This is a genomic window from Apibacter muscae (assembly GCF_007845595.1).
In the GTDB taxonomy this organism is placed as follows: Bacteria; Bacteroidota; Bacteroidia; order Flavobacteriales; family Weeksellaceae; genus Apibacter; species Apibacter muscae.
Window position 1 is genome coordinate 77252 of the sequence record NZ_SELI01000017.1, and the last position, 20752, is coordinate 98003.

Sequence of the window (20752 nt, forward strand, 5' to 3'; positions counted from 1 at the left end):
TTATTGTTTTATTAAGCTAATTGTAGAAAACATTTCTAACTAATTAATATCATATGCCAAATCTATATAAAACTATAGGTGCAATTTTGTCGTGTATGTAATATTGTCTGTATTCTTGGCATTAATTTGATATATATAATGTGCAAAACCTATTGAAAGACTACTTTAAATGCTTGCTTAAAAGAATTCTTGTACTTATCCTTGTCAAAGAAGGATGATTGAATATATATAATTTTAAGTAATCATAAGATTTTTTAGTTGTTTATATTCAGAGATAATAAATTTAGGCAAATCATACATTTAATAATACATATATTTAAAACCCATACTTTTCTTCTCGCTTTTTAAAGGCTTCACGACCGCTTTCCAAAATTTCAGTAACATGCTCTCTTATTCCCATGCTAAATAAAACCCCTGATTCTACATTTTCATTTTTATTTGCATAGGTATTCTCTAAAGCCCCATTCACATATTCAAAACGAAAAGATTTATTTTTCCGATTTTTATCTTGTCCATTTTGATTAGCAATAATAACATTTTCGCTATCTGCTCCAACTACAATATTTGGATTGTGCGTTACAATGATTATTTGTCTATTTTCTTTTCTTTTTCTAATAAATTGAACTAAATCAGTGTAGATGGATCTATTGTCAAGGTTATCTTCTGGCTGATCAATTAAAATAGGGCAATTAGACTCACTAAGTTCTATAAGAAGCTTTAAAAGGGCAAGGTTAGCTTTGCCGGGAGACATATTCGCTATTTCATCATTTCCAATGCTCAATTCCCAATAATCAAAAAACTCGTCTTTAAATAAAGCCTTTACACTGTCTTTGGCTTCCTTATATTTTCGATAGGTAACTTTTCCTTCAAGGTTTAAATCTAGAATATTTTTTATCTCATCAAAATGTTCCTCAAAATTCACATCAGGAAGAAAATTATTTTCTCTTTCAGATAGCAAATTAAACTCACGGAGTTCGTTCGACTTTTGATTAAAGAAATCTAAAAAATTATTTTTGAAGCGATTATAGTAGAATTTAATAGAACCTATCAGTTTTATGTCATTGATTGAAGTAGCTCTTTCATTTAAAATATCTATAATTTTAAATACTTATTATAAGCATTGTTATATCCTTCTAATAAGATCTGTTTTTGAGTATTTTTATTTACCTGTAAGGCTTTAATATTTTCTTCTATATTATTTATTTGAAGAATCTTTTGTATTTCTTTTTTATTTTATTTCAAATATGGTTTTCATTAAATCTCAGTTTATAGCAAGAGGATATTAATAAAAATATATTAAATTGATTGAATTAGTTATAAAAAGTAAGGTATATAAATAGAAATAACACCCTATTACTGCTTGTTTAAATGAACTTTGTTTTATGTTAAATATTTTCTTTCTTCAAACGAATCCATATTTGTCAATCAGTAAGTTATATTTTTTTGTAGGAATTATAATATGGTTAAGTAAACACTAGGACAGATTACCACGATTTTATAATTATCTTTCACATTATCAGAACTTTATTTGCGGTCATAATAAAAAATGAATGGATATTTTAGTATTGTTGGTCAACATATCAAGGTAAACAAATGCTTAATAAAACATATAGTTAGTTTCTTAATTAGGGGTATAGTTCTTATTCTTAATATTGTCAATCTCTGCCATTATGATTGAAGAAAAATTATAATCAGTTAAATCATTTTCATTTATCCATTCTAAACATTGTTGCTTATTAAAATTACTATTTGGGATTACCTCTGATAGAAGGATCGTAGATTGTCTACTTAGTCCTAATGAAAGTAATGATATTTGAGTTTCTTCAGAAACTCCAAACTCTAGCCATAAATTTAAATCTGGAATATTTTCTAAAAGCTCATATTCTTCTTTTTGACTTAAAAAATATTTAAGGATATCAATATAACAAGAGGACTCCTTTACAAAACGAAATCTCGCAAAATTTTCGATCTCAGACATTACCTCACGACAAATAGAATCAATGGATTTTTTATCACCTTTATCTCTATAATATTTAATAGAGTCTCTAATTAGTTTTGATAATGGTTGTCCATCCATCCAATTCAAAATTAAAACTGATCTATATGCTGACAATTTATGATTAAATTTTGCTATTGTTTTTCCAATTCTTCCAATAAGTCTGATATATTCTTCATAACTATTTTCGTCTTCTGGGTATACTGGTATTAAATTCCTAATATCTTTACTATATCTCTCAAAGTATTCCAATAATTCTTGCTGTGCAATTGGAGAAATTCCAGGATTTCGCTCTATTATTGATTTTGGAATCCTAATTGTTGATGAAAGTTTTAAAAATATATTATTCAATCTTTTTTCAAAGTCTTTTCCTATATCCAGCTTATTATTTAAGAATTCGGAATAGTAATAATTAAATGCAAATTCAAAATTCTGTTTTATTTCTGCAATTTCTCTGGGAGAACCATTTTCAATATATTCTATAAATGTAGATTGTTCATTCTTTCTAAGATCATCTAATGCTTTCGTAATTAACTGTTTCTTTTTGTCTGGATTAGGCTTTATATCCCAAAGTTGTGGCTCAATACAAAATATATTTCCAGAGAATTCTTTCCCCCATCTGCCAGCTCTACCTGCTAAATTCCAAAAATCATTTTCATTAAGTGGTTTATTTCTTCCTCTCTGAGGTTTTCTAATAAAAATAGATTTTGCTGGCAAATTCATTTCTTCTAATAGCGTTGAAGTACATATTAGAAAATCAACCTCATTATTTGTAAAAAGTTTTTCTATTTCTTGTCTTATTAATAAAGGAAGATTACCATAGTGTATTGAGATTTTATTATATAATAGTTTTCCTAATATATAATCTTTGTGTATACTATTTTTTACAAGTTTGATTAGCTCTTTAACATTATCTGAAGGCGTCTGTATTTTATTCTCTTTATATATTTGGGATATAATTTTCGCATAGTCTTCTGCTTGTGCTGCACCATTTGCATATATAATATTTCCTCCTTTATCTGCACCCAATTCGTATGCTATATAACCTACTTTTTTGGTTTCATTAGTTGGTCTTTTGTCTTTACACAAGTTGATGTGTCCGATATTATATGTTGATCTTTTTGTAACTAATTCAATATTCCACTTTAATGTATTTCCTTTCTGCTGAGAGATATAAATTAAATTTTGGTTGACAGCAACAAATTCGGTATTTATTACCTCTTTCTTTTTTTTATTTTTTATGATTTCAAGAAGTAATTCAGGATTTGAAGTGAAAGGACTAGAAAAATAAATTTCTACATTAGGATTTAATGAAATTATTTCCTCTAGCTTTCTTTCTAATAATATACCTCTATTATCATTGTCTATTTTATGAGCCTCATCAACTAATAGAAAATCACAAATAAAATCGGGATTGTCTATGTATAATCTATGGAGTCTTTCTTGTGTTAAAACGTATATGTTATGTAATGATTCTTCAATTCTTGGAACAGAGGTAATAGTTATATCTTTAATACGATATTTTTTAGTAAAGTTGTTTAAATCATTTTCAACTTGACTGATCAAAGCTCTAGTCGGAACTATATAAATAATATTTTTTACTCTGGTTATTTTATCTAATAATAACTGATACAAAATAAAAGATTTTCCTGCGGAGGTGGGAGCAGATATACTTATAGAATCATTCAATATAGATTTCTCGTAAACATCTCTCTGAAATCGGTTTAGCGAAACAATGTTTTTATTAATGCTAACTGAATTGAAAATTTTTGTTTTATTTATCTCAAACTTTAGTTTTAGAGGTAGTCTTTCAATTAAATTCTTATCAATAAGTTCTCTTCTGATTGCTAATTCATAAGCAGGAATATTAGTTAGTTTCTGTAATATATAAATTGCTGCTGCTTTTTGTTCATCTGTACAATTGACCAGCAATGATGTTTGGGAAATTCTTAAAGAAGCTTCTAAATGTTCATTATTTGAGGATTCACATAATATACTACTAATACTTAAAACATTGTTCCAATTGATTTTACTATCAATAACCTCTCTTTTTTCATTCCATGCGAGTTTGTCAATTGTCAACGAAACGGACAAAATAAGTATGTACTTATATTGTTCTTGAAAGCTTTCAAGGTTGAATAATCTTTCTGTTAGCATAGGTTTTAATTAAATAATTTTAGAAACTCATTTCTCATTTCTTCTACTGAATCAAAGGGCATTAAAAAAAGATTGATTTCAAATTTTTTTATGTCTGGATAATTTTCAACCTGAGTTTCTATTGACTTTTTCCAACTATTCAATTTTGATTTGAATTCATTCAAAAGTTGGTCAGATTTTTTTCCTTAGGCTTTTTAGGATAGTTTTTAACATCAAAGCCTATAAAACAAACCCCTTTAAAGTTTAGCTTGTTGGAATAATCACTATTTAAATCAAAAAAATTAACAAGAAAATCTTCTAATTTCTTATTATTAATATTATCCGAAATATTAGCTGTAATGAGTTGTAAATCTCTATTTTGTGTTGAATCATAACTATTAGGATCAGTTAAGAAAGGTGTAATACTGCCAAAACAATTACTCAACGCACTCGTTATTGTTTTTTCCATCTTGGACTCTCCCCAATACAAGTCTAAAGAGTCATCTGATTCATTATATTTAAAATGGATTCCATCAGCTCCTTGGTAATGTAATTTACCAGATGTCTTCAATGTCATTTTACTTATAATTTTAGGAAGTTTCAATATATCTTCAGTAAGTATATAAAGTAAGATTTCGCCTAGCTCTCCTGTTTTATCGAGTTCAGTAAATAATTTCTTAGCTTTTTGTTCAAGCTCTAACACTTTTAAGGAAGATCTGTACTTTATCAAGTATTCACTAGCATCCTGTTGCTGTTTTTTAGGAATTGAATAATCTACAATTTTCGTTGCAATGAACTGCAATAAATCTTTCTTTCTGGGATTTCCATTTGCATCAAGTTTGATAAAATAAAAATGAGCAGAGGTTTCAGTAGAATCAATTTTCAGATCCTTTTCGATCAATTCTATTCTTGAAAAAAGTTCATTTTCTCCATTAATTATAAGGTTGTTTATAGCTTCTGTAATCCAATTCATTTAGTAAGTGTTAAGAATTAAGTTAGGGCTAATAATTTATTTACAAACTTATCTTTTCAAATAAAAGCAAAGATGTATTTTCTTTCTACCTCCTCCCTTTCAACACCTCTTCTAAAAGCCGTACCTTTTCCTTTTCGGTTTCCAATAGTTTTTCGTAAAGTTCTACTATTTTATCTAAGGTATTAAAGGTCGGTTGATAATTTTGAGCAACAGAACTATCATTCCACGTCCCTGAAAATATATTAATAGGAGCACCTTCATTAATTTCCGTAATGGCTTCCACCGGAATCTCCAAAGCTTTGGCTAGTTTTTCCAAAACCTCCTGTTCTAGTTTGTCTTTCTTTTCATAGCCCGAAAGGGTAGCCTGTGAAACCCCAATTTTTTCTGCTAAAACCTCTTGGTTAATATTTCTCCACTCTCTCCAGCGTCTTAGGTTTGGTTCATGGTTGGTTCCTTTTATAGTAGTTGCTTCCATCCGTTTATTGTGTATATTATTTACTGTATTTACAAAATTAGCAAAATAAATCCATGTGATATTTAATTTCTTTAGCTAATAATATATTATGGAAGCGGGCTGATATATTATTCCTTTATTTAATAAACTATAGGAAGTATTTAAAGAATAATTACCCCATGTATTGTTCTTTTGTAGCAGTCGTAATACAAAATTTATAAGTGAATGAAAAAATATACACGAAGATTAAAAATTTATACCCACTATTCTCCTGGAAAATATAGAAAAGATTGTAAAGTTCCTTATATACGGCTGCGTGGGAAATGGTTGGAACAGGCCGGTTTTCAAGTGGGGAAACCTATTCTAGTTGTGGTGAATAAACAAAAACTTGTAATACTATTTAGGAAATGTTATAATGAATAGGGGAGAGTATAATAAATAAAAAAATCGCAGTAATACAATTACTGCGATTTTCTTTATTATAAATATTTTCTTTACAAATATTATTATTTTACTTCTTCAAAGTCAACATCTTCAACATTGTCATTTCCTTGTTGGTTGGCTCCTGCATTTGGGTTAGCACCTCCTTGTTGTGCACCGGCGCCTGCATCTGAATTTTGTCCAGCTTTGTATAAATCTTCAGAAGCGGCTGTCCAAGCAGTATTTAATTTCTCCATAGAAGTTTCAATCGCTGGAACGTCTTTTGCTTCATGTGCTTTTTTCAGTTCCGCTAAAGCATCCTCTATCGGCTGTTTTTTGTCTGCCGGTAATTTTTCACCAAACTCTTTCAATTGTTTTTCAGTTTGGAAGATTAAAGAATCTGCAGCATTAACTTTTTCAACCTCTTCTTTACGTTTTTTGTCTGCTTCTGCATTGGCTTCTGCTTCTTTCTTCATTTTTTCAATTTCTGCTTCGCTTAATCCAGAAGAAGCTTGTATTTTAATAGATTGCTCTTTACCTGTACCTTTGTCTTTCGCAGAAACACTTAGTATACCATTGGCATCGATATCAAAAGTTACTTCAATTTGTGGAACCCCTCTAGGAGCTGGTGGAATATCTACCAAATCGAATTTACCAATCTCTTTGTTATCATTAAACATAGGTCTTTCTCCCTGTCCTACTCTTATGGTTACCGCAGGTTGGTTATCTGCCGCTGTAGAGAAAGTCTCTGATTTTTTGGTAGGGATGGTTGTATTAGCTTCAATTAATTTTGTGAAAACTCCTCCATAAGTTTCAATACCTAAAGAAAGTGGAGTAACATCTAATAACAATACATCTTTTACATCACCGGTTAAAACACCTCCTTGTATAGCTGCACCTACTGCCACCACTTCGTCTGGGTTCACCCCTTTCGATGGTTTTTTACCAAAGAATTTTTCTACTTCTTCTTGAATTACTGGAATACGTGTAGAACCTCCTACTAATAATACTTCATCAATATCAGAAGTTTTTAATCCAGCATCTTCCAAGGCTTTTTTACAAGGCTCCATAGATCTTTTAACTAAATCCGCAGCTAATTGTTCAAATTTAGCTCTACTCAAAGTTTTCACTAAGTGTTTAGGTCCTGAAGCAGTAGCCGTAATGTATGGTAAATTAACTTCGGTTTGTGTAGAAGAAGACAATTCAATTTTAGCTTTTTCAGCGGCTTCTTTCAATCTTTGAAGTGCAATAGGATCAGCTTTTAAATCTACCCCTTCTGCAGATTTAAATTCATCCGCTAACCAGTTAATGATTACATCGTCAAAATCATCTCCTCCTAAGTGGGTGTCTCCGTTGGTAGAAAGTACTTCAAATACCCCATCTCCTAAATCTAAGATAGAAATATCAAAAGTTCCACCCCCTAAATCGTAAACCGCAACTTTTTGGTCTTTGTGAGATTTGTCTAAACCGTAAGCCAATGCCGCAGCGGTAGGTTCATTTATAATTCTTTCTACTTTTAAACCGGCAATTTCTCCAGCTTCTTTAGTTGCCTGTCTTTGCGCGTCGTTAAAGTAGGCAGGAACTGTAATTACAGCACGGTCTACAGTTTCTCCAAGAAAATCTTCAGCTGTTTTTTTCATTTTTTGAAGAATCATTGCAGAAATTTCTTGTGGAGTGTAAAGTCTACCATTAATATCTACTCTTGGGGTATCCCCATCTCCTTTAACCACTTTGTAAGGTACTCGTGAAACCTCATTTTCATCCGATGAAAATTTAGTACCCATAAATCTTTTAATAGAATATATGGTATTGTGAGGGTTGGTAACTGCTTGTCTTTTTGCAGGATCCCCAACTTTAATTTCTCCATCTTCCATAAAAGCTACCACAGAAGGAGTAGTTCTTTTACCTTCAGCATTGGTAATTACTGTTGGGTCGCTTCCTTCCATTACAGCCACACATGAATTGGTTGTCCCTAAATCTATGCCTATAATCTTACTCATATCTAAATTTTTTTATATTTTCTATTGTTTAATTAATAATTTTAACTAAATATTTTTTTTCAATGATTATGCCATGTAATAAAATTATTGGTTATTGTCATAATTTTAAGCAAACCATGTCATAATGACATAATTTGAAAATATAAAATTAGTTAACCTTTTTTATAAGGGAATGTTAAATGCTCTAAGGCTTTAATTATTCAAGAGTAATTACCTTTTTAATTAGTTTTTTATTAATGTAAACTAAATTTCTAATAAGCAGTTGAAGATTGAGGTTGGCTGTAGCAGGGATCATAATTTTTTGAATACGCTCTACACTTTTGATTTGTGAGTGTAGTTTATAATAACCGTAGCCTTTTAATAATCCTTTTTCTAGATATAGAAAAGAGTGTTCGTTTTTATTTCTACCGATCCCTAACAGGAGTAGTTTGTCTTCTTTTAAGAAATAATTATTTTTTGAGGTTTCTGTATAAGTAAAATTTTCTAAAAATGATTCTGCTTCTTCAACTGTTGAAAAAGCGAGCCAAGCACTTTTTTTATTTTTATGAGTAATTGGGGCTATTGTAAATTGATCTCCTTTTATAAAAATTCCTTGTAAAAAAGGATAGTTTTCCTTGGTAGCTTTAAATTTTGGAAGAATTGCAATCTCTTCATTGAGCGCCTTTATTTCAGCTATAACAGCACTGCCGGTTAGTTCATAATTTATAGATACAGTTTGTTTAAGTATTATTTTGGATTTTCTATGGTTGTGCGTTAATATTAAACGAGCCTTGATAGATATATTCCTACTCGAAGCTAAGTATATAATAGTTCCATTGGCGTCAAGAAGATAAAAGACACCGGGCAATTGTGGTAAGCTTTTAAGCAGTTTATTAATTTTATTATTTTCTTCCTTTTTATTTGAGGTTTCTTCCTGAATAAAAGAAGTAATAATATTTTTGTTAATATCTTTAGCTAATAATAATTGAAATAGCTGCACGGTTGCTCTAGCATCTCCATGCGCCCGATGCCTATCACTAACAGGGATTCCTAATTCTGAACATAAATTACCTAGAGAGTAGGAAGGCATATTGGGAATTAGTTTCTTTGAAAGGTTAACCGTATCTAAAGTTAATCTTTGATAATTGTAACCCAGTCGTTTAAATTCATTTTTTATAACTCTATAATCGAAATTTGCATTATGAGCAACAATAATAGCATTTTCAGTAATTTCTATAAGCCTCTTCGCTAACTCATAAAATTTGGGTGCTGCTAAAACCATTTTAGAGGTAATACCTGTAAGTTTTTGTACATAAAAATGGATTTTTCTTTCAGGATTCACCATTGAAATAAAAGTATCCGTTACCTTTTCACCATTAAATCTATAAACCGCAATTTCAATGATTCCTTCTTCATTAAATTTTCCACCGGTGGTTTCAATATCTAAGATGGCATAATCCATTGGATAACTATTATTCTTAACTTTTATCTTTTTCTACTAGATCTTCTTTTATTGACACCTAAAGCATTAAACAAGGCTTTCGATCCTTCTCTAACAATGGTTCTTCCCATATCTCTTACAAAAGCAGAATTTAAAATTGTGGAAAATAAAGAGGTATCCTTCGTTGATTTTTTTTGATCGGAAGTTGTTTTTTTCGTTGAGACATCCGATTGTTCTTTTGGGGTAGAATTATTGTTGCTTGATTCCGATAATATTTCAAAAGCTCCTTTCGTTTCCAAGTTTTGTTCATATTTTTTGACTAAATACGAATCGTTAACGATCTCCTCAATTTCTGTTTCAGTTAAAATATTCATTCTGGAACTTGGAGAAATCATAAATGTGTCTGCCAGTGGTGTAGGGATCCCCTTTTCATCTAAAGAAGTTATAAAGGCTTCACCAATTCCCAATTGTTGAATCAATTCATTGGCTTTATAATAGCTAGAAGAAGGATAATTTTCCACAGCCTTATCAATCTCTTTTTTATCTTTAGCCGTGAATCCTCTTAAAGCGTGTTGTATTTTCAAACCCAATTGGCTTAGTATACCCTCAGGAACATCCCCAGGCACTTGTGTACAAAAATATAAACCCACTCCTTTTGAACGAATCAATTTAACCATAGTTTCAATTTGATTGATCAAAACTTTAGAAGCTTCATTGAAAATCAAATGAGCCTCATCAATAAATATGGCAAGTTTGGGTTTGTCTTGGTCGCCTATTTCAGGGAATTTTTGATAAATTTCTGTAAGTAGGCTTAACATAAAGGTGGAAAAAAATAATGGATTATTTTGTATATCTGTTAAGCGTATGATATTTATTACCCCTAAATTATCTTTAAATTTAAGTAGATCGTTAGGATCAAAACTAGGTTCTCCAAAAAAGCAGGAAGCACCTTGTTGTTCTAAGGTAACTATGCTTCTAAGAATGGCTCCTAAAGAACTAGAGGCAATGGATCCATAATGGGTGACCAAATCTTTTTTACCTTCCTCATGATCCGTAACATATTGCAAAACTTTTCTTAAGTCAGAAAGATTTATTAAAGGGAGATTTTTATCTTCACAATATTTAAAAATTATTGATATAATGCTCGTCTGAGTATCGTTTAGTCCTAATATTTTGCTTAATAAAATAGGTCCAAATTCCTTTACTGTGGCACGAAGCCGAACTCCTTTTTCCTTGGAGATTGTTAGTAATTCCACAGGAAAGCCTTGTGCGTTATAGGTAAGTTCAAGACTCTTATAACGTTCCAGAATTTTAGCATTGGAATGATCACCAGGTTTTGCTAAACCACTTAAATCCCCTTTGATATCCATTAATAAAGTTGGAACACCATTAAGAGAGAGTTGCTCTGCAAGTGTTTGTAAAGATTTGGTTTTTCCCGTTCCTGTAGCTCCGGCAATTAAGCCGTGACGGTTAATCATTTTTAAAGGAACTCCTATCTCTACATCTGTCATCACCTCTCTATCTAGCATAGCCTTGCCTAAGACTATTTTTTCTCCTTTAAAAGTGTAACGAGTACTTAGTTCTTTAATAAATTGTTCTTTCATAAGACGGATTAAAAAAATATAAGCGGTAAAGTTAAAAATTTTATTTCTCCATGTGTTATAGAGATTGTAAAAGATTAGTTTATACAATTTTTTTTTATCAAAATAGTTAATACCTCTGAGAGGTTGTATATTAAAAAACTTTATTATTATTTTGCTTAAATATTTAAAAGGAAAGAATGAAGATTAATATCATCAATAAGTCTAAACATAAATTACCAGAATATAAAACGGCATTGGCTGCAGGTATGGATCTGAGAGCAAATTTAGATGAGCCTATAACTTTACGTTCTTTGGAAAGAAAAATTATTCCTACGGGTTTATATTTAGAGATTCCCCCAGGGTATGAAGGACAAATACGTGCGCGTAGCGGTTTAGCTCTAAAGCACGGGATAGGGTGTCCTAATTCTCCCGGAACGATTGATGCCGATTATAGAGGAGAATTAGGAGTAATTTTAGTCAATTGGTCTAAGGATGATTTTGTTATAAATGATGGAGATAGAGTTGCCCAATTGGTTATTTCTAAGCATGAAACCGTTGAATGGGTTGAGGTTGGTGAACTAAACAATACTTCTAGAGGTAATGGAGGCTATGGAAGTTCAGGCATAAATTAAACATATTAAAAGTTAAAATATATATTATAATTAATCATAAAAATACCATGAAAATAATTGTCCCTATGGCGGGAAAAGGTTCACGCTTACGTCCGCATACATTAACAGTACCTAAACCATTAATTCCTATTGCTGGAAAACCAATTGTACAACGTTTAGTTGAAGATATTGCTAAGGTTGTGAATGAAAAGATTGATGAAATAGCTTTTATTATTGGAGATTTTGGTCAAGATGTTGAAAATAAATTAATTAAGGCTGCTGAAAACCTTGGAGCAAAAGCTTCAATTTATTATCAATTAGAGCCTTGTGGAACAGCACACGCAATACATTGCGCTAAGAACAGCATGTCTGGACCTGTAATCATAGCCTTTGCAGATACACTTTTTAGAGCAGATTTTCAACTGGATAAATACTCCGATGGAGTTATATGGGTGAAAAAAGTGGAAAACCCAAGTGCTTTTGGAGTAGTAAAACTTGATGCTTATGGGGTTATTCAGTCAATTGTGGAGAAACCTAAAGAATTTATCTCTGATTTAGCCATTATAGGAATATATTATTTTAAAGAGGCAGAGAAGTTAATGAATGAAATTGATTACCTTATAGATAATAATATTAAATCTGGAGGAGAATACCAATTAACAGATGCCTTAGATAATTTGAAAACAAAGGGAGCAAAGTTTACTTTAGGCAAAGTAGACGATTGGATGGATTGTGGAAATAAAGATGCAACTGTTGAAACGAATTCTAAGATATTAGATTATGAAAAAGACAATGCGATTGAATATCCAGCAAGTGCTGAGATTAAGAACAGCTTAATTATTCCGCCCTGCTATATTGGGGAAAATGTAAAAATTACTAACTCAAAAATAGGTCCTTATGTCTCACTAGGCAATGGTACTAAAATTGATAGTAGTAATATTGAAAATTCTTTAATACAAGAAAATACTCTTATCACTCATGGAAACTTGAACAATTCTATGATAGGAAGTTCAGCAAAATACTTTGGAGTAGCAAGCGCTTTAAGTTTAGGTGATTTTAGTGTTTTAGAAACAAAATAACCTAAATGAAATATATAATCTATTTTGCATTATTAACTATTCTTTTTTCTTGTAATACCCAAAAAGTTAGTACTGAACAAACGAATAAAATCAATTTTGAGAGTGTTAATGAAAAAAGGGTATTTGACAATATCAATAGTTCATTGGAATTTAAGAATTTAAAAATTAAAGCCAATGCAAATATAAAAGTAGGAGAAACAAGTTATCCTTCTGTTTCATTGGTTTTATATTTAGATAGATACAAAGAAATTTGGGGAAATGCATCTTTAATATTGCCTTTAGCAAGAGTTAGTATTACCCCTGAAGCATTTAAGCTGTATGAAAAAATAGGAAAGAGTTATATTGATACAGATTTTAAATATATTAATAGTTTATTAAATGTAGATTTTTTAGATTATTCAAGTATAGAAAATTTATTAACAGGTAAAATGTTTTTAACAATAACTCCTAAGGATTATAAATTTTCAATTGAAAAAAACCAATTTATACTACAATCAATAAAAGATATTCGAGTAGGTGAGGGGAAAAACATTCGTAATTACAAAGTAAAAATTTCATTGGATTCCAACTACAACTTAAAAGAAGTTAAAATGGAAGATAAAAAATACAATTCTTTAATTGAAGTTAGTTACGGTGAATATTTACTCTTTGAAAATTTGAAATTCCCAAAGAATATTAAAATTATCTTAAAAGACCAAAAAGAAGCTTCTATTACTTTAGAATATAATAAATTTGAATCCGTTAAAATGGAAACTCCATTTGATATACCTAAAGGATATACCCAAAGAAAAATAAACTAATGAGTATAAAGTCATATTTTACACTTTTCACAGCTGTATTTTTAGGCTGTATAACCTATGCACAACAGCCTTATAAGAAAGAAAATCTTCAGAAAGAAAGTGCTAAGCTAAGACAAGAAATTGTAGAATTAAATAAAGCTTTATCAATCAGTAAAAATCATTCTCAAAGCTCATTAATTTACATAACTAATTTAAATAAAAAATTAGCAGCAAGAGAAGCTTTAATAAATAACACGAAAAAAGAGTCTAAAGTTTTAGATGATGAAATCTATCTCAATCAATTAGCTATAAACAAATTAAGAAGAGAACTAAAAGATTTAAGGGAGGATTATGCTGAAGTATTAATAAGGTCTTATAAAAACAGATCAGTGCAAAATAAGGTACTTTTTATTTTATCATCCAATGATATTTCCCAGGCCTTTCGAAGAATAAAATATTTACAAAAATATTCTGAATATCAAAATGAAAAAGTAGCTGAAATTGAAGCCAAGCAAGAAGCTATACTTAAAACAATTGAATTAAGAGAAAAAGCGAAAAAAGATAAAATTAACATTCTTGCTCAGCAACAAGCGCAAATAAAAGAAATAAACAAAGACAAAAAAGAAAAAGAAGCAGCTGTTGAACTTTACAATAAACAGCAGGGAGATTTGTTAACAAAAATTAAGGAAAAACAAACGCAACGAAATGCTTTAGATAAACAAGTACAAGCGATTATTGCAGAAGAAATGCGTATAGCAAAAGCTAAAGAAGCAGAGGAAAGAAGAAAAGCTGAATTGGCTGAACTAGCAAGAAGAAAAACCATTGAGGAAGAAAGAGCAAGAAAGGCTAGGGAAGCAGAGTTAGCAGCAAAAAAATTAGCAGAAGAAAAAGCAGCTGCAGCAAGAAAAGCAGCTGCAGAAGCTTTAGCAGCGAAGCAGGCAGCTGAAAAAGAAGCCAATGAAAAAGCCAGAATCGAAGCAGAAAAAATTAGAGTAGCAAGAGAGAAGGCAGCAGAAAAAGCAGCAGCAGAAAAAGTGGCTGCTGATAAACTTGCTGCTGAGAAAGCAGTGAAAGCTAAAGAGGCTGAAAAGATTGCTGATAATAAACGTGCTTCCTTAGGGATTACAAAAACACCCATAACTAATACAGAAACTTTATCTAAAAATTTTGAAGCAAATAAAGGCAGATTGCCTTGGCCAGCTATAGGTACAGTAGTTGCTACTTTTGGGACTTCTCCGCACCCGACTATGCAAAATATAAAAGTTGACCATAAAGGGGTTGAAATAGCAACTTCGCCCGGAAGTTTAGCTAAATCTGTATTTGAAGGAACGGTAAGCAAAGTATTTGCAGTTCCTGGAGGAGGTAAAGCTGTTCTAGTAAACCATGGAAACTATTTTACTTTATATGCAAATTTATCAACGGCTATTGTTTCAGCGGGCGATAAGGTTAAAATAGGCCAGCCTCTAGGGAAAATTTATACTGACGATGCAAATAATACATTATTAGATTTCCAAATTTGGCAGGGACAAGTTCCAGTAAATCCAGCCAATTGGGTTTCAGGAATGTAGAATATATTTTTAAACTTGAGAGTATTAATTCAATATGCATATTGTAATAATAAATATTTATTACCTTTGAAAAAATCTATTAAAGAATAACATCATGAGATTATTTGAGCATCCTATGACAATTGTAATTATACTAGTGGTAGTATTATTATTATTTGGAGGTAAAAAAATTCCAGAATTAATGAGGGGATTAGGTACAGGGTTGAGAGAGTTTAAAGATGCTACCAAGAAAGATGAGGAGGTTAAGAATAAAGAGTCCAATTCCACTAGAGATGAGTTGTAATAACTTAAAATTTTACTCAATTTTTTTATGAATTTTACAGAAAACGCTTGGAGAATTTTTAATCAGTCAATCGAAGATTATCATAAGCTTGACAGGGTAGACCAAGAAATTAAAAATCCATATCCCAATCATTCAATTGAACATCTGCTATATCTAAAAAACTGGATTGATACTGTGCAATGGCATTTAGAGGATTTGATAAGAGATCCTAATATTGATCCTATTAAAGCTTTAGAATTAAAAAGAAAAATTGATGCATCCAATCAAGAAAGAACGGATCGTGTTGAAAATTTAGACGGTTGGTTTTTAGAGAAATTTAAGGATGTGAACATTTTGTCTGATGCTAAAATAAACACCGAAAGTCCTGCTTGGGCTCTTGATAGATTTTCAATCTTAGCCTTAAAAATTTATCATATGAATATGGAGGTTAATCGTGAAGATGCCTCGACTACACACATACAAAATTGCAAAGAAAAACTTTCAATTTTAAAAGAACAACATAAAGATCTATCCATAGCCATTGAAGAATTGTTAGAAGATTATAAACATGGTAGAAAGTATATGAAAGTGTATAAACAAATGAAGATGTATAATGACGAAGACTTAAACCCTATATTGTACAATAAAAAATAATATTAGTATATAACTCTAAAGTATAGTAAATTACGAAATTTATCTTAATTTCGTAATTTTTTTATATAGTCTAGTATCATCTATTAATACTATTAAACCAGTGAAATGCAGAAAATAATCTACACATATATTATTTTAATAGGAGCAATTAATCTGTTTGAAGCACAAGAAAACAAAAAGGTTGATGAATTGGATTCTATCATAGTTCCAAAAAAAGAAAAACATTGGAAAATTATTGGTGAACAATCGTTAACCATAAATCAAAGTTCATTCTCTAATTGGGTAGCAGGAGGTGTAAATTCATTTGGTGCGAGTGCTAAAATTAATTATTCATTCAATTATGAAAAAGGTAAAAACATCTTTAAAAATAAAATAATTTTAGGTTATGGTCAAGTAAGTAACGAAAAGGAAAAACCTAAAAAAACAGATGATGTTATTCATATTGAATCGATGTATGGATATAAAATCAGTAAAAGTTGGTATAGTTCAATAGCATCATCTTTAATTACACAGATGGCCAATGGTTATAATTATGACGCTGATCCGGACTATACAGTTAAGGATAGAAAATCAGCCTTTATGTCACCGGGTTATATAACTTTAGGTTTGGGGTTTGAATATAAGCCCTACGGAAAATTGCAAATTTCCATTTTGCCGGTAACCGCCAAAGCCACGCTTATTTTAGACAAAAAACTACAAAAAAAAGGAGAGTATGGTCTAAAAAAAGATGGAGATAACTTATTTATGGAATTGGGCAACTTATTTACAATTAAATATGATTTTGATTTAATGAAGAATGTATCAACCAACAATACCTTAAGCTTATTTTCTAATTACCTAGAACATGTAGAAAGATTTAACATAGTATACGGAACTATTATTAATATGAAGATTAATAATAGTCTAGCTACTAAACTTACTTTTGATCTTATATATGCACACAACCAAGTACAAAAGGTTCAAATTAAGCAAACCTTTGGCTTAGGAATGTCCTACAAATTTCAAACGGAATAATTAGTTAAATAAATATTTTATACTTGAAATATACTATTTTAATATTTGATAAGCCAATAGAGCTGTGAAATATGCGATTCCAGTCATAGCGATTAATTGAATGATAGGCCACTTCCAAGAAAAAGTTTCTTTTTTCACTACTGCTAGGGTGCTTACACATTGCATAGCAAAAGCATAAAACAACAAAAGTGAAACACCTGAAGCAAAATTAAATGAAGGTTTTCCAGTGTTGGGATTAATATCATTTTTCATTAGCTCTTTCAATTTCACATTGCTATCTGAGTCATTTTCTTCAAGACTATAAATGGAAGCTAATGTACCCACAAAAACTTCTCTTGCTGCAAAAGATGATAAAATAGCAATATCAATTTTCCAATCATATCCCAAAGGTCTGAATACAGGTTCAATAGTTTTACCGAATTTCCCTAAATAGGAATCAGCAAGAGGTACTTCTGCAAAATAATTAGTTTTAGAATTGTTTTTAGAAATTCCAAAGGTTCCCAAAGCCCATAAAACTACACTTACAGCAATAATAATTTTTCCTGCGCTGGTTATAAAACTTAAAGACTTTTCATATAAGCCATAAAATACATTTCTCCAGAATGGTACTTTATAGTTGGGCATATCTAAAACAAGATAACTTTTATATTTAGATTTTATAAGCGCATTAGCAATGGAAGCTCCGAGAAAAGCCATTAAAACACCTAGTAGGTACATCACCATCATAGCTACTCCTTGTAAATTAAAGAAACCTTCTCCTTTGGGTATAATTAAAGAAATAATGATTGAATATACAGGTAAGCGAGCAGAGCAAGTCATAAATGGAGTTACTAAAATGGTAATAAGCCTTTCTTTAGTATTTTCAATATTTCTAGCAGACATTATCCCGGGTATTGCACATGCCACTCCAGATAGTAATGGAACAACACTTTTTCCATTTAGTCCCACGGGTTTAAACCATCGATCCATTAAATAAACAACTCTAGCCATATATCCACTCTCCTCCATTAAAAGCAAGAAAAAAAATAGCAAAGCTATCTGTGGAACAAAGACTATTACCCCACTAACTCCAGGAATAATTCCTTGCGCAATTAAATCTGTAAGAGGACCTTTGGGAAGAAACTTAGAAATCCAAGTGCTGCTATCTGCAAATATACCTTCAATCCAATCTTGAGGATAACTTGATAAATAAAATAAAGATTGGAATATAAAAAAAAGAATTGAAAAGAAAATTAAATATCCCCAAATTTTATGTGTAGCAATTTCATCAATTTTATTTGTTAAAGTTTGATAAGTTGGATCTTTGTATACAATTTTTTCAACAATATTATCTATCTGCTGATGCCTTAAAATAGTCTCTTTAACTTGTAAACGTTTAGGTATAATTTTGTGTTTCTTCTCAATTTCGGAAATAACAGATTTATATTTAAGGGGTATGTTATATGTTTTAACTTGAGTGATAAGTAACCAAGCTATATAATCATTATTAATGGAACAACTTTCTTTAATTTCGTTGATAATAGCTTTATATTCATTTGGGCATTCAAAATGAATTTCTTTTGTAACAGCACTACTAGTAGTTAGTTCATATATTTTATTTTTTAGTTCTTCAACACCCTTATTTTTCCTAGCACTAACCAATACAACAGGAGTGTCAAAATAGGTACTAATATTCTCTTCTCTAATTAGAATACCTTCTTTTTCAATATCATCAATTTGGTTGATTGCTAAAATACAGGGGATTTGTAAATCTCTTATTTGCTTATATAAATATAAACTTCTTTTTATATTATGTACATCTCCAACGACAACTATACAATCAGGATAAAAAGGATTTTTGGTATCTAATAAAGTATTTAATACAACTTCTTCGTCAGCGGAAGAAGGACTTAAGCTATAGGTTCCAGGTAAATCTATAATTCTATAATTTGTATTTTTAAAAGAAAATTCACCTTCTTTTTTTTCAACAGTAATTCCGGGATAATTGCCTGTTTTTTGATGAAGTCCAGTTAATTGATTAAAAAGGGTAGTTTTTCCAGAATTAGGATTCCCTACAAGAACTATAGTTTTTTTTTCCATTATAAAATTTAAGATTTTACCTCAATAAGAATACATTTTGCCTCTTCTTTTCTTAGCATAATAATGCTTTTCTCATTCCCATATTCTATGTATAGAGGACCATTCCATGGGGCTTTTCTTATAAGAGAGATGGAAACTCCAGGTACAATACCCATTTCTAATATTTTCGCAGGAATATCTTCCTCTGAAAAACCAATTACTATTGCTTTTTCAGAAGGTTTTAATAAGGATAATGATTGAGGGTTCATAGATTGACTCAAAGTGAATTGATTGCAAATATAAAAATTATTTAGATTTAATATAAATAAAATTTGAATCTATATAGTATATATGATAATTGTGAATACATAAAAAATAAGTCAATATTTTATTAATATATCTTATTATAACTAAAAATATTAGCTAATATTTTAATAATTTATTAAAATTACTAATAGTTTTGCTTTCAAAGTTTAGAGAATTTTAAATTATATGAGAAATAAAAAGCATTTATTAATATTTATATTCATAATCATGATTTCAATGGTACAAGCTGGAGGTTTTAGAGTATCATTGCAAGGGGTAAGACAAGCAGCTATGGCGCATACTAGTGCACATGTAAGAGATGCAAGCGTTGCTTTCTTTAATCCCGGAGGAATAGCATTTATCCCTTCGAAACTGAGTATATCCGCCGGAGGTTTTTTAGTAGGAACCAAAGTAAATTATCAAAATTTACAAACCCATTATAAGGCAAGTACAGACAATCCAATTAGCACACCAATGACATTTAATGTGGCTTACAAAGCAACCAATCAAATTTCTGTAGCTTTAAGTATTACAACACCTTTTGGAAGCATAGTTAATTGGGGGGAAGATTGGGCAGGAAAAGATTTAATCAACAAAATTGAACTTCAAGCTTTTTATATACAACCTACGGTTGCCTATAGGTTTAATAATTGGATAAGTGTGGGTGCAGGGTTTATATATGCTACAGGGAACGTAAACTTACAAAAATCATTAACACCCGTAAATGGACAAATGAAGTTAGAAGATAAAAATGCATCCGGTAACGGGTTTAATGTAGGAGTGTATCTAAGACCCACTGACAAATTAGATATCAGCGTAGCATATCGATCAAAAGTTGATATGAAAGCAAAAAAAGGAAAAGCTGAATTTGATATTCCTTCTTCATTGGTTGGGGAAAGTCCCTTTTTAACGTCAACAGACCAGTTTAGTGCAACACTACCTTTAGCTTCAGAATTTACACTTGGGCTAACTTATAGAGTATTACCAAAATTATCTATATCCGCCGATTGGAATGTTTCCGGGTGGAATAGATATGAAAATTTAACCTTTAACTTTAAAAAGAATCAGGTAGGTAACTTAGAAAATGATCCTACTGTTTCAATGGTACCCAAAAAATTTAAAAATTCAAATACCTTTAGAATAGGTGGAGAATACTTAGCAACAGAGGATTTAGCCGTTCGTTTAGGATATTATTACGATCAATCGCCCGTTAGGTCAAATTTTTGGAGTCCGGAAACACCTAGTACGAATAATAATGCTGTTACAGGTGGGGTAGGATATAGTTTTTATAATAAAAAACTAATGGTTGACTTATCTGGAATTTACTATGTAGGAAAGTCAAGGAAATTTAATAACGAATTCTATAACTTTAGTGGAGAAGCTAACTTAAGTAGCTTTATTGTTGGACTAGGATTAACTTGGAATCCATTTTAAAAATT

At 30.5% G+C, this 20752-nt stretch carries 19 protein-coding genes; 9 read left to right on the forward strand and 10 right to left on the reverse strand.

The genetic code is table 11. The annotated features are described in order from the left end of the window. Positions 1–316: 316 nt before the first annotated feature. From ETU10_RS04885 to ETU10_RS04900, 5 genes are all read right to left on the reverse strand, one after another. Positions 317–1099 carry an AAA family ATPase gene (locus ETU10_RS04885; RefSeq protein WP_146310315.1) on the reverse strand — a complete coding sequence of 261 codons (783 nt, stop codon included), beginning with the start codon at positions 1097–1099 and terminating at the stop codon, positions 317–319. A gap of 522 nt (positions 1100–1621) precedes the next feature. After that, positions 1622–4153 carry a DEAD/DEAH box helicase gene (locus ETU10_RS04890; protein ID WP_146310318.1) on the reverse strand — a complete coding sequence of 844 codons (2532 nt, stop codon included), beginning with the start codon at positions 4151–4153 and terminating at the stop codon, positions 1622–1624. Between the two features lie 5 nt (positions 4154–4158). Further along, positions 4159–4317 (reverse strand): hypothetical protein, encoded by a 159-nt coding sequence (locus ETU10_RS11155; RefSeq protein WP_185145057.1) that lies wholly within the window; start codon positions 4315–4317, stop codon positions 4159–4161. Next, complete coding sequence (locus ETU10_RS04895; protein WP_146310320.1) at positions 4314–5105, reverse strand: HamA C-terminal domain-containing protein; 792 nt, start codon at positions 5103–5105, stop codon at positions 4314–4316. Before ETU10_RS04895 ends, ETU10_RS11155 begins: the two co-directional genes overlap by 4 nt. A gap of 85 nt (positions 5106–5190) precedes the next feature. Next, complete coding sequence (locus ETU10_RS04900; RefSeq protein ID WP_146310322.1) at positions 5191–5580, reverse strand: helix-turn-helix domain-containing protein; 390 nt, start codon at positions 5578–5580, stop codon at positions 5191–5193. Between the two features lie 204 nt (positions 5581–5784). Between ETU10_RS04900 and ETU10_RS04905 the strand changes: the two genes are divergently transcribed. Further along, complete coding sequence (locus tag ETU10_RS04905) at positions 5785–5982, forward strand: SymE family type I addiction module toxin (RefSeq protein ID WP_146310324.1); 198 nt, start codon at positions 5785–5787, stop codon at positions 5980–5982. Positions 5983–6065: 83 nt separating this feature from the next. Here ETU10_RS04905 and dnaK read toward each other — a convergent pair whose 3' ends face one another. From dnaK to ETU10_RS04920, 3 genes are all read right to left on the reverse strand, one after another. Beyond that, on the reverse strand, positions 6066–7979 hold the full coding sequence (gene dnaK, locus ETU10_RS04910; RefSeq protein ID WP_146310326.1) for a molecular chaperone DnaK: 1914 nt from the start codon (positions 7977–7979) through the stop codon (positions 6066–6068). A gap of 196 nt (positions 7980–8175) precedes the next feature. After that, positions 8176–9420 carry an exonuclease domain-containing protein gene (locus tag ETU10_RS04915; protein ID WP_146310328.1) on the reverse strand — a complete coding sequence of 415 codons (1245 nt, stop codon included), beginning with the start codon at positions 9418–9420 and terminating at the stop codon, positions 8176–8178. Positions 9421–9443: 23 nt separating this feature from the next. After that, entirely contained in the window at positions 9444–11003 is a 1560-nt protein-coding gene (locus tag ETU10_RS04920) for a helicase HerA-like domain-containing protein (protein ID WP_146310330.1), read from the reverse strand. A gap of 176 nt (positions 11004–11179) precedes the next feature. Here ETU10_RS04920 and dut point away from each other — a divergent pair, with 176 nt between their 5' ends. The 7 genes from dut (at position 11180) to ETU10_RS04955 (ending at position 16949) form a co-directional block, all read left to right on the forward strand. Then, on the forward strand, positions 11180–11614 hold the full coding sequence (dut, locus tag ETU10_RS04925) for a dUTP diphosphatase (RefSeq protein ID WP_146310332.1): 435 nt from the start codon (positions 11180–11182) through the stop codon (positions 11612–11614). A gap of 47 nt (positions 11615–11661) precedes the next feature. Then, on the forward strand, positions 11662–12672 hold the full coding sequence (locus tag ETU10_RS04930; RefSeq protein WP_146262321.1) for a sugar phosphate nucleotidyltransferase: 1011 nt from the start codon (positions 11662–11664) through the stop codon (positions 12670–12672). A gap of 5 nt (positions 12673–12677) precedes the next feature. Continuing rightward, positions 12678–13472 carry a DUF4292 domain-containing protein gene (locus tag ETU10_RS04935; protein ID WP_146310334.1) on the forward strand — a complete coding sequence of 265 codons (795 nt, stop codon included), beginning with the start codon at positions 12678–12680 and terminating at the stop codon, positions 13470–13472. Further along, positions 13472–15019 carry a M23 family metallopeptidase gene (locus ETU10_RS04940; RefSeq protein WP_146310336.1) on the forward strand — a complete coding sequence of 516 codons (1548 nt, stop codon included), beginning with the start codon at positions 13472–13474 and terminating at the stop codon, positions 15017–15019. Before ETU10_RS04935 ends, ETU10_RS04940 begins: the two co-directional genes overlap by 1 nt. Before the next feature lie 94 nt (positions 15020–15113). Beyond that, the gene (gene tatA, locus ETU10_RS04945; protein ID WP_146310338.1) at positions 15114–15302 is read left to right on the forward strand and encodes a twin-arginine translocase TatA/TatE family subunit; all 189 of its coding nucleotides are present in this window, start codon (positions 15114–15116) and stop codon (positions 15300–15302) included. 27 nt (positions 15303–15329) lie between these two features. After that, positions 15330–15935, forward strand: a complete 606-nt coding sequence (locus ETU10_RS04950) for a DUF4254 domain-containing protein (RefSeq protein ID WP_146310340.1) — start codon at positions 15330–15332, stop codon at positions 15933–15935. A 105-nt stretch (positions 15936–16040) separates the two neighbouring features. Next, positions 16041–16949 (forward strand): DUF3078 domain-containing protein, encoded by a 909-nt coding sequence (locus ETU10_RS04955; protein WP_146310342.1) that lies wholly within the window; start codon positions 16041–16043, stop codon positions 16947–16949. 33 nt (positions 16950–16982) lie between these two features. Here the strand turns inward: ETU10_RS04955 and feoB are convergent, their stop codons facing one another. Both feoB and ETU10_RS04965 read right to left on the reverse strand, forming a co-directional pair. Continuing rightward, on the reverse strand, positions 16983–19028 hold the full coding sequence (feoB, locus tag ETU10_RS04960; protein WP_146310344.1) for a ferrous iron transport protein B: 2046 nt from the start codon (positions 19026–19028) through the stop codon (positions 16983–16985). An 8-nt stretch (positions 19029–19036) separates the two neighbouring features. Next, positions 19037–19276, reverse strand: a complete 240-nt coding sequence (locus ETU10_RS04965; RefSeq protein ID WP_146262314.1) for a FeoA family protein — start codon at positions 19274–19276, stop codon at positions 19037–19039. A 265-nt stretch (positions 19277–19541) separates the two neighbouring features. On the opposite strand from ETU10_RS04965, the gene ETU10_RS04970 reads away from it, so the two are divergent. Next, a complete protein-coding gene (locus ETU10_RS04970; RefSeq protein ID WP_146310346.1) occupies positions 19542–20747 on the forward strand; it encodes an OmpP1/FadL family transporter in 1206 nt (401 codons plus the stop codon). Positions 20748–20752: the final 5 nt, after the last annotated feature.

Bases quoted from the DNA above. Each gene is read 5' to 3' on its own strand.
- ETU10_RS04890 (WP_146310318.1), bottom strand. From the start codon at position 4,153: ATGCTAACAGAAAGATTATTCAACCTTGAAAGCTTTCAAGAACAATAT.
- ETU10_RS04895 (WP_146310320.1), bottom strand. From the start codon at position 5,105: ATGAATTGGATTACAGAAGCTATAAACAACCTTATAATTAATGGAGAA.
- ETU10_RS04900 (WP_146310322.1), bottom strand. From the start codon at position 5,580: ATGGAAGCAACTACTATAAAAGGAACCAACCATGAACCAAACCTAAGA.
- ETU10_RS04905 (WP_146310324.1), top strand. From the start codon at position 5,785: ATGAAAAAATATACACGAAGATTAAAAATTTATACCCACTATTCTCCT.
- dnaK (WP_146310326.1), bottom strand. From the start codon at position 7,979: ATGAGTAAGATTATAGGCATAGATTTAGGGACAACCAATTCATGTGTG.
- ETU10_RS04915 (WP_146310328.1), bottom strand. From the start codon at position 9,420: ATGGATTATGCCATCTTAGATATTGAAACCACCGGTGGAAAATTTAAT.
- ETU10_RS04920 (WP_146310330.1), bottom strand. From the start codon at position 11,003: ATGAAAGAACAATTTATTAAAGAACTAAGTACTCGTTACACTTTTAAA.
- dut (WP_146310332.1), top strand. From the start codon at position 11,180: ATGAAGATTAATATCATCAATAAGTCTAAACATAAATTACCAGAATAT.
- ETU10_RS04930 (WP_146262321.1), top strand. From the start codon at position 11,662: ATGAAAATAATTGTCCCTATGGCGGGAAAAGGTTCACGCTTACGTCCG.
- ETU10_RS04935 (WP_146310334.1), top strand. From the start codon at position 12,678: ATGAAATATATAATCTATTTTGCATTATTAACTATTCTTTTTTCTTGT.
- ETU10_RS04940 (WP_146310336.1), top strand. From the start codon at position 13,472: ATGAGTATAAAGTCATATTTTACACTTTTCACAGCTGTATTTTTAGGC.
- tatA (WP_146310338.1), top strand. From the start codon at position 15,114: ATGAGATTATTTGAGCATCCTATGACAATTGTAATTATACTAGTGGTA.
- ETU10_RS04950 (WP_146310340.1), top strand. From the start codon at position 15,330: ATGAATTTTACAGAAAACGCTTGGAGAATTTTTAATCAGTCAATCGAA.
- ETU10_RS04955 (WP_146310342.1), top strand. From the start codon at position 16,041: ATGCAGAAAATAATCTACACATATATTATTTTAATAGGAGCAATTAAT.
- feoB (WP_146310344.1), bottom strand. From the start codon at position 19,028: ATGGAAAAAAAAACTATAGTTCTTGTAGGGAATCCTAATTCTGGAAAA.
- ETU10_RS04965 (WP_146262314.1), bottom strand. From the start codon at position 19,276: ATGAACCCTCAATCATTATCCTTATTAAAACCTTCTGAAAAAGCAATA.
- ETU10_RS04970 (WP_146310346.1), top strand. From the start codon at position 19,542: ATGATTTCAATGGTACAAGCTGGAGGTTTTAGAGTATCATTGCAAGGG.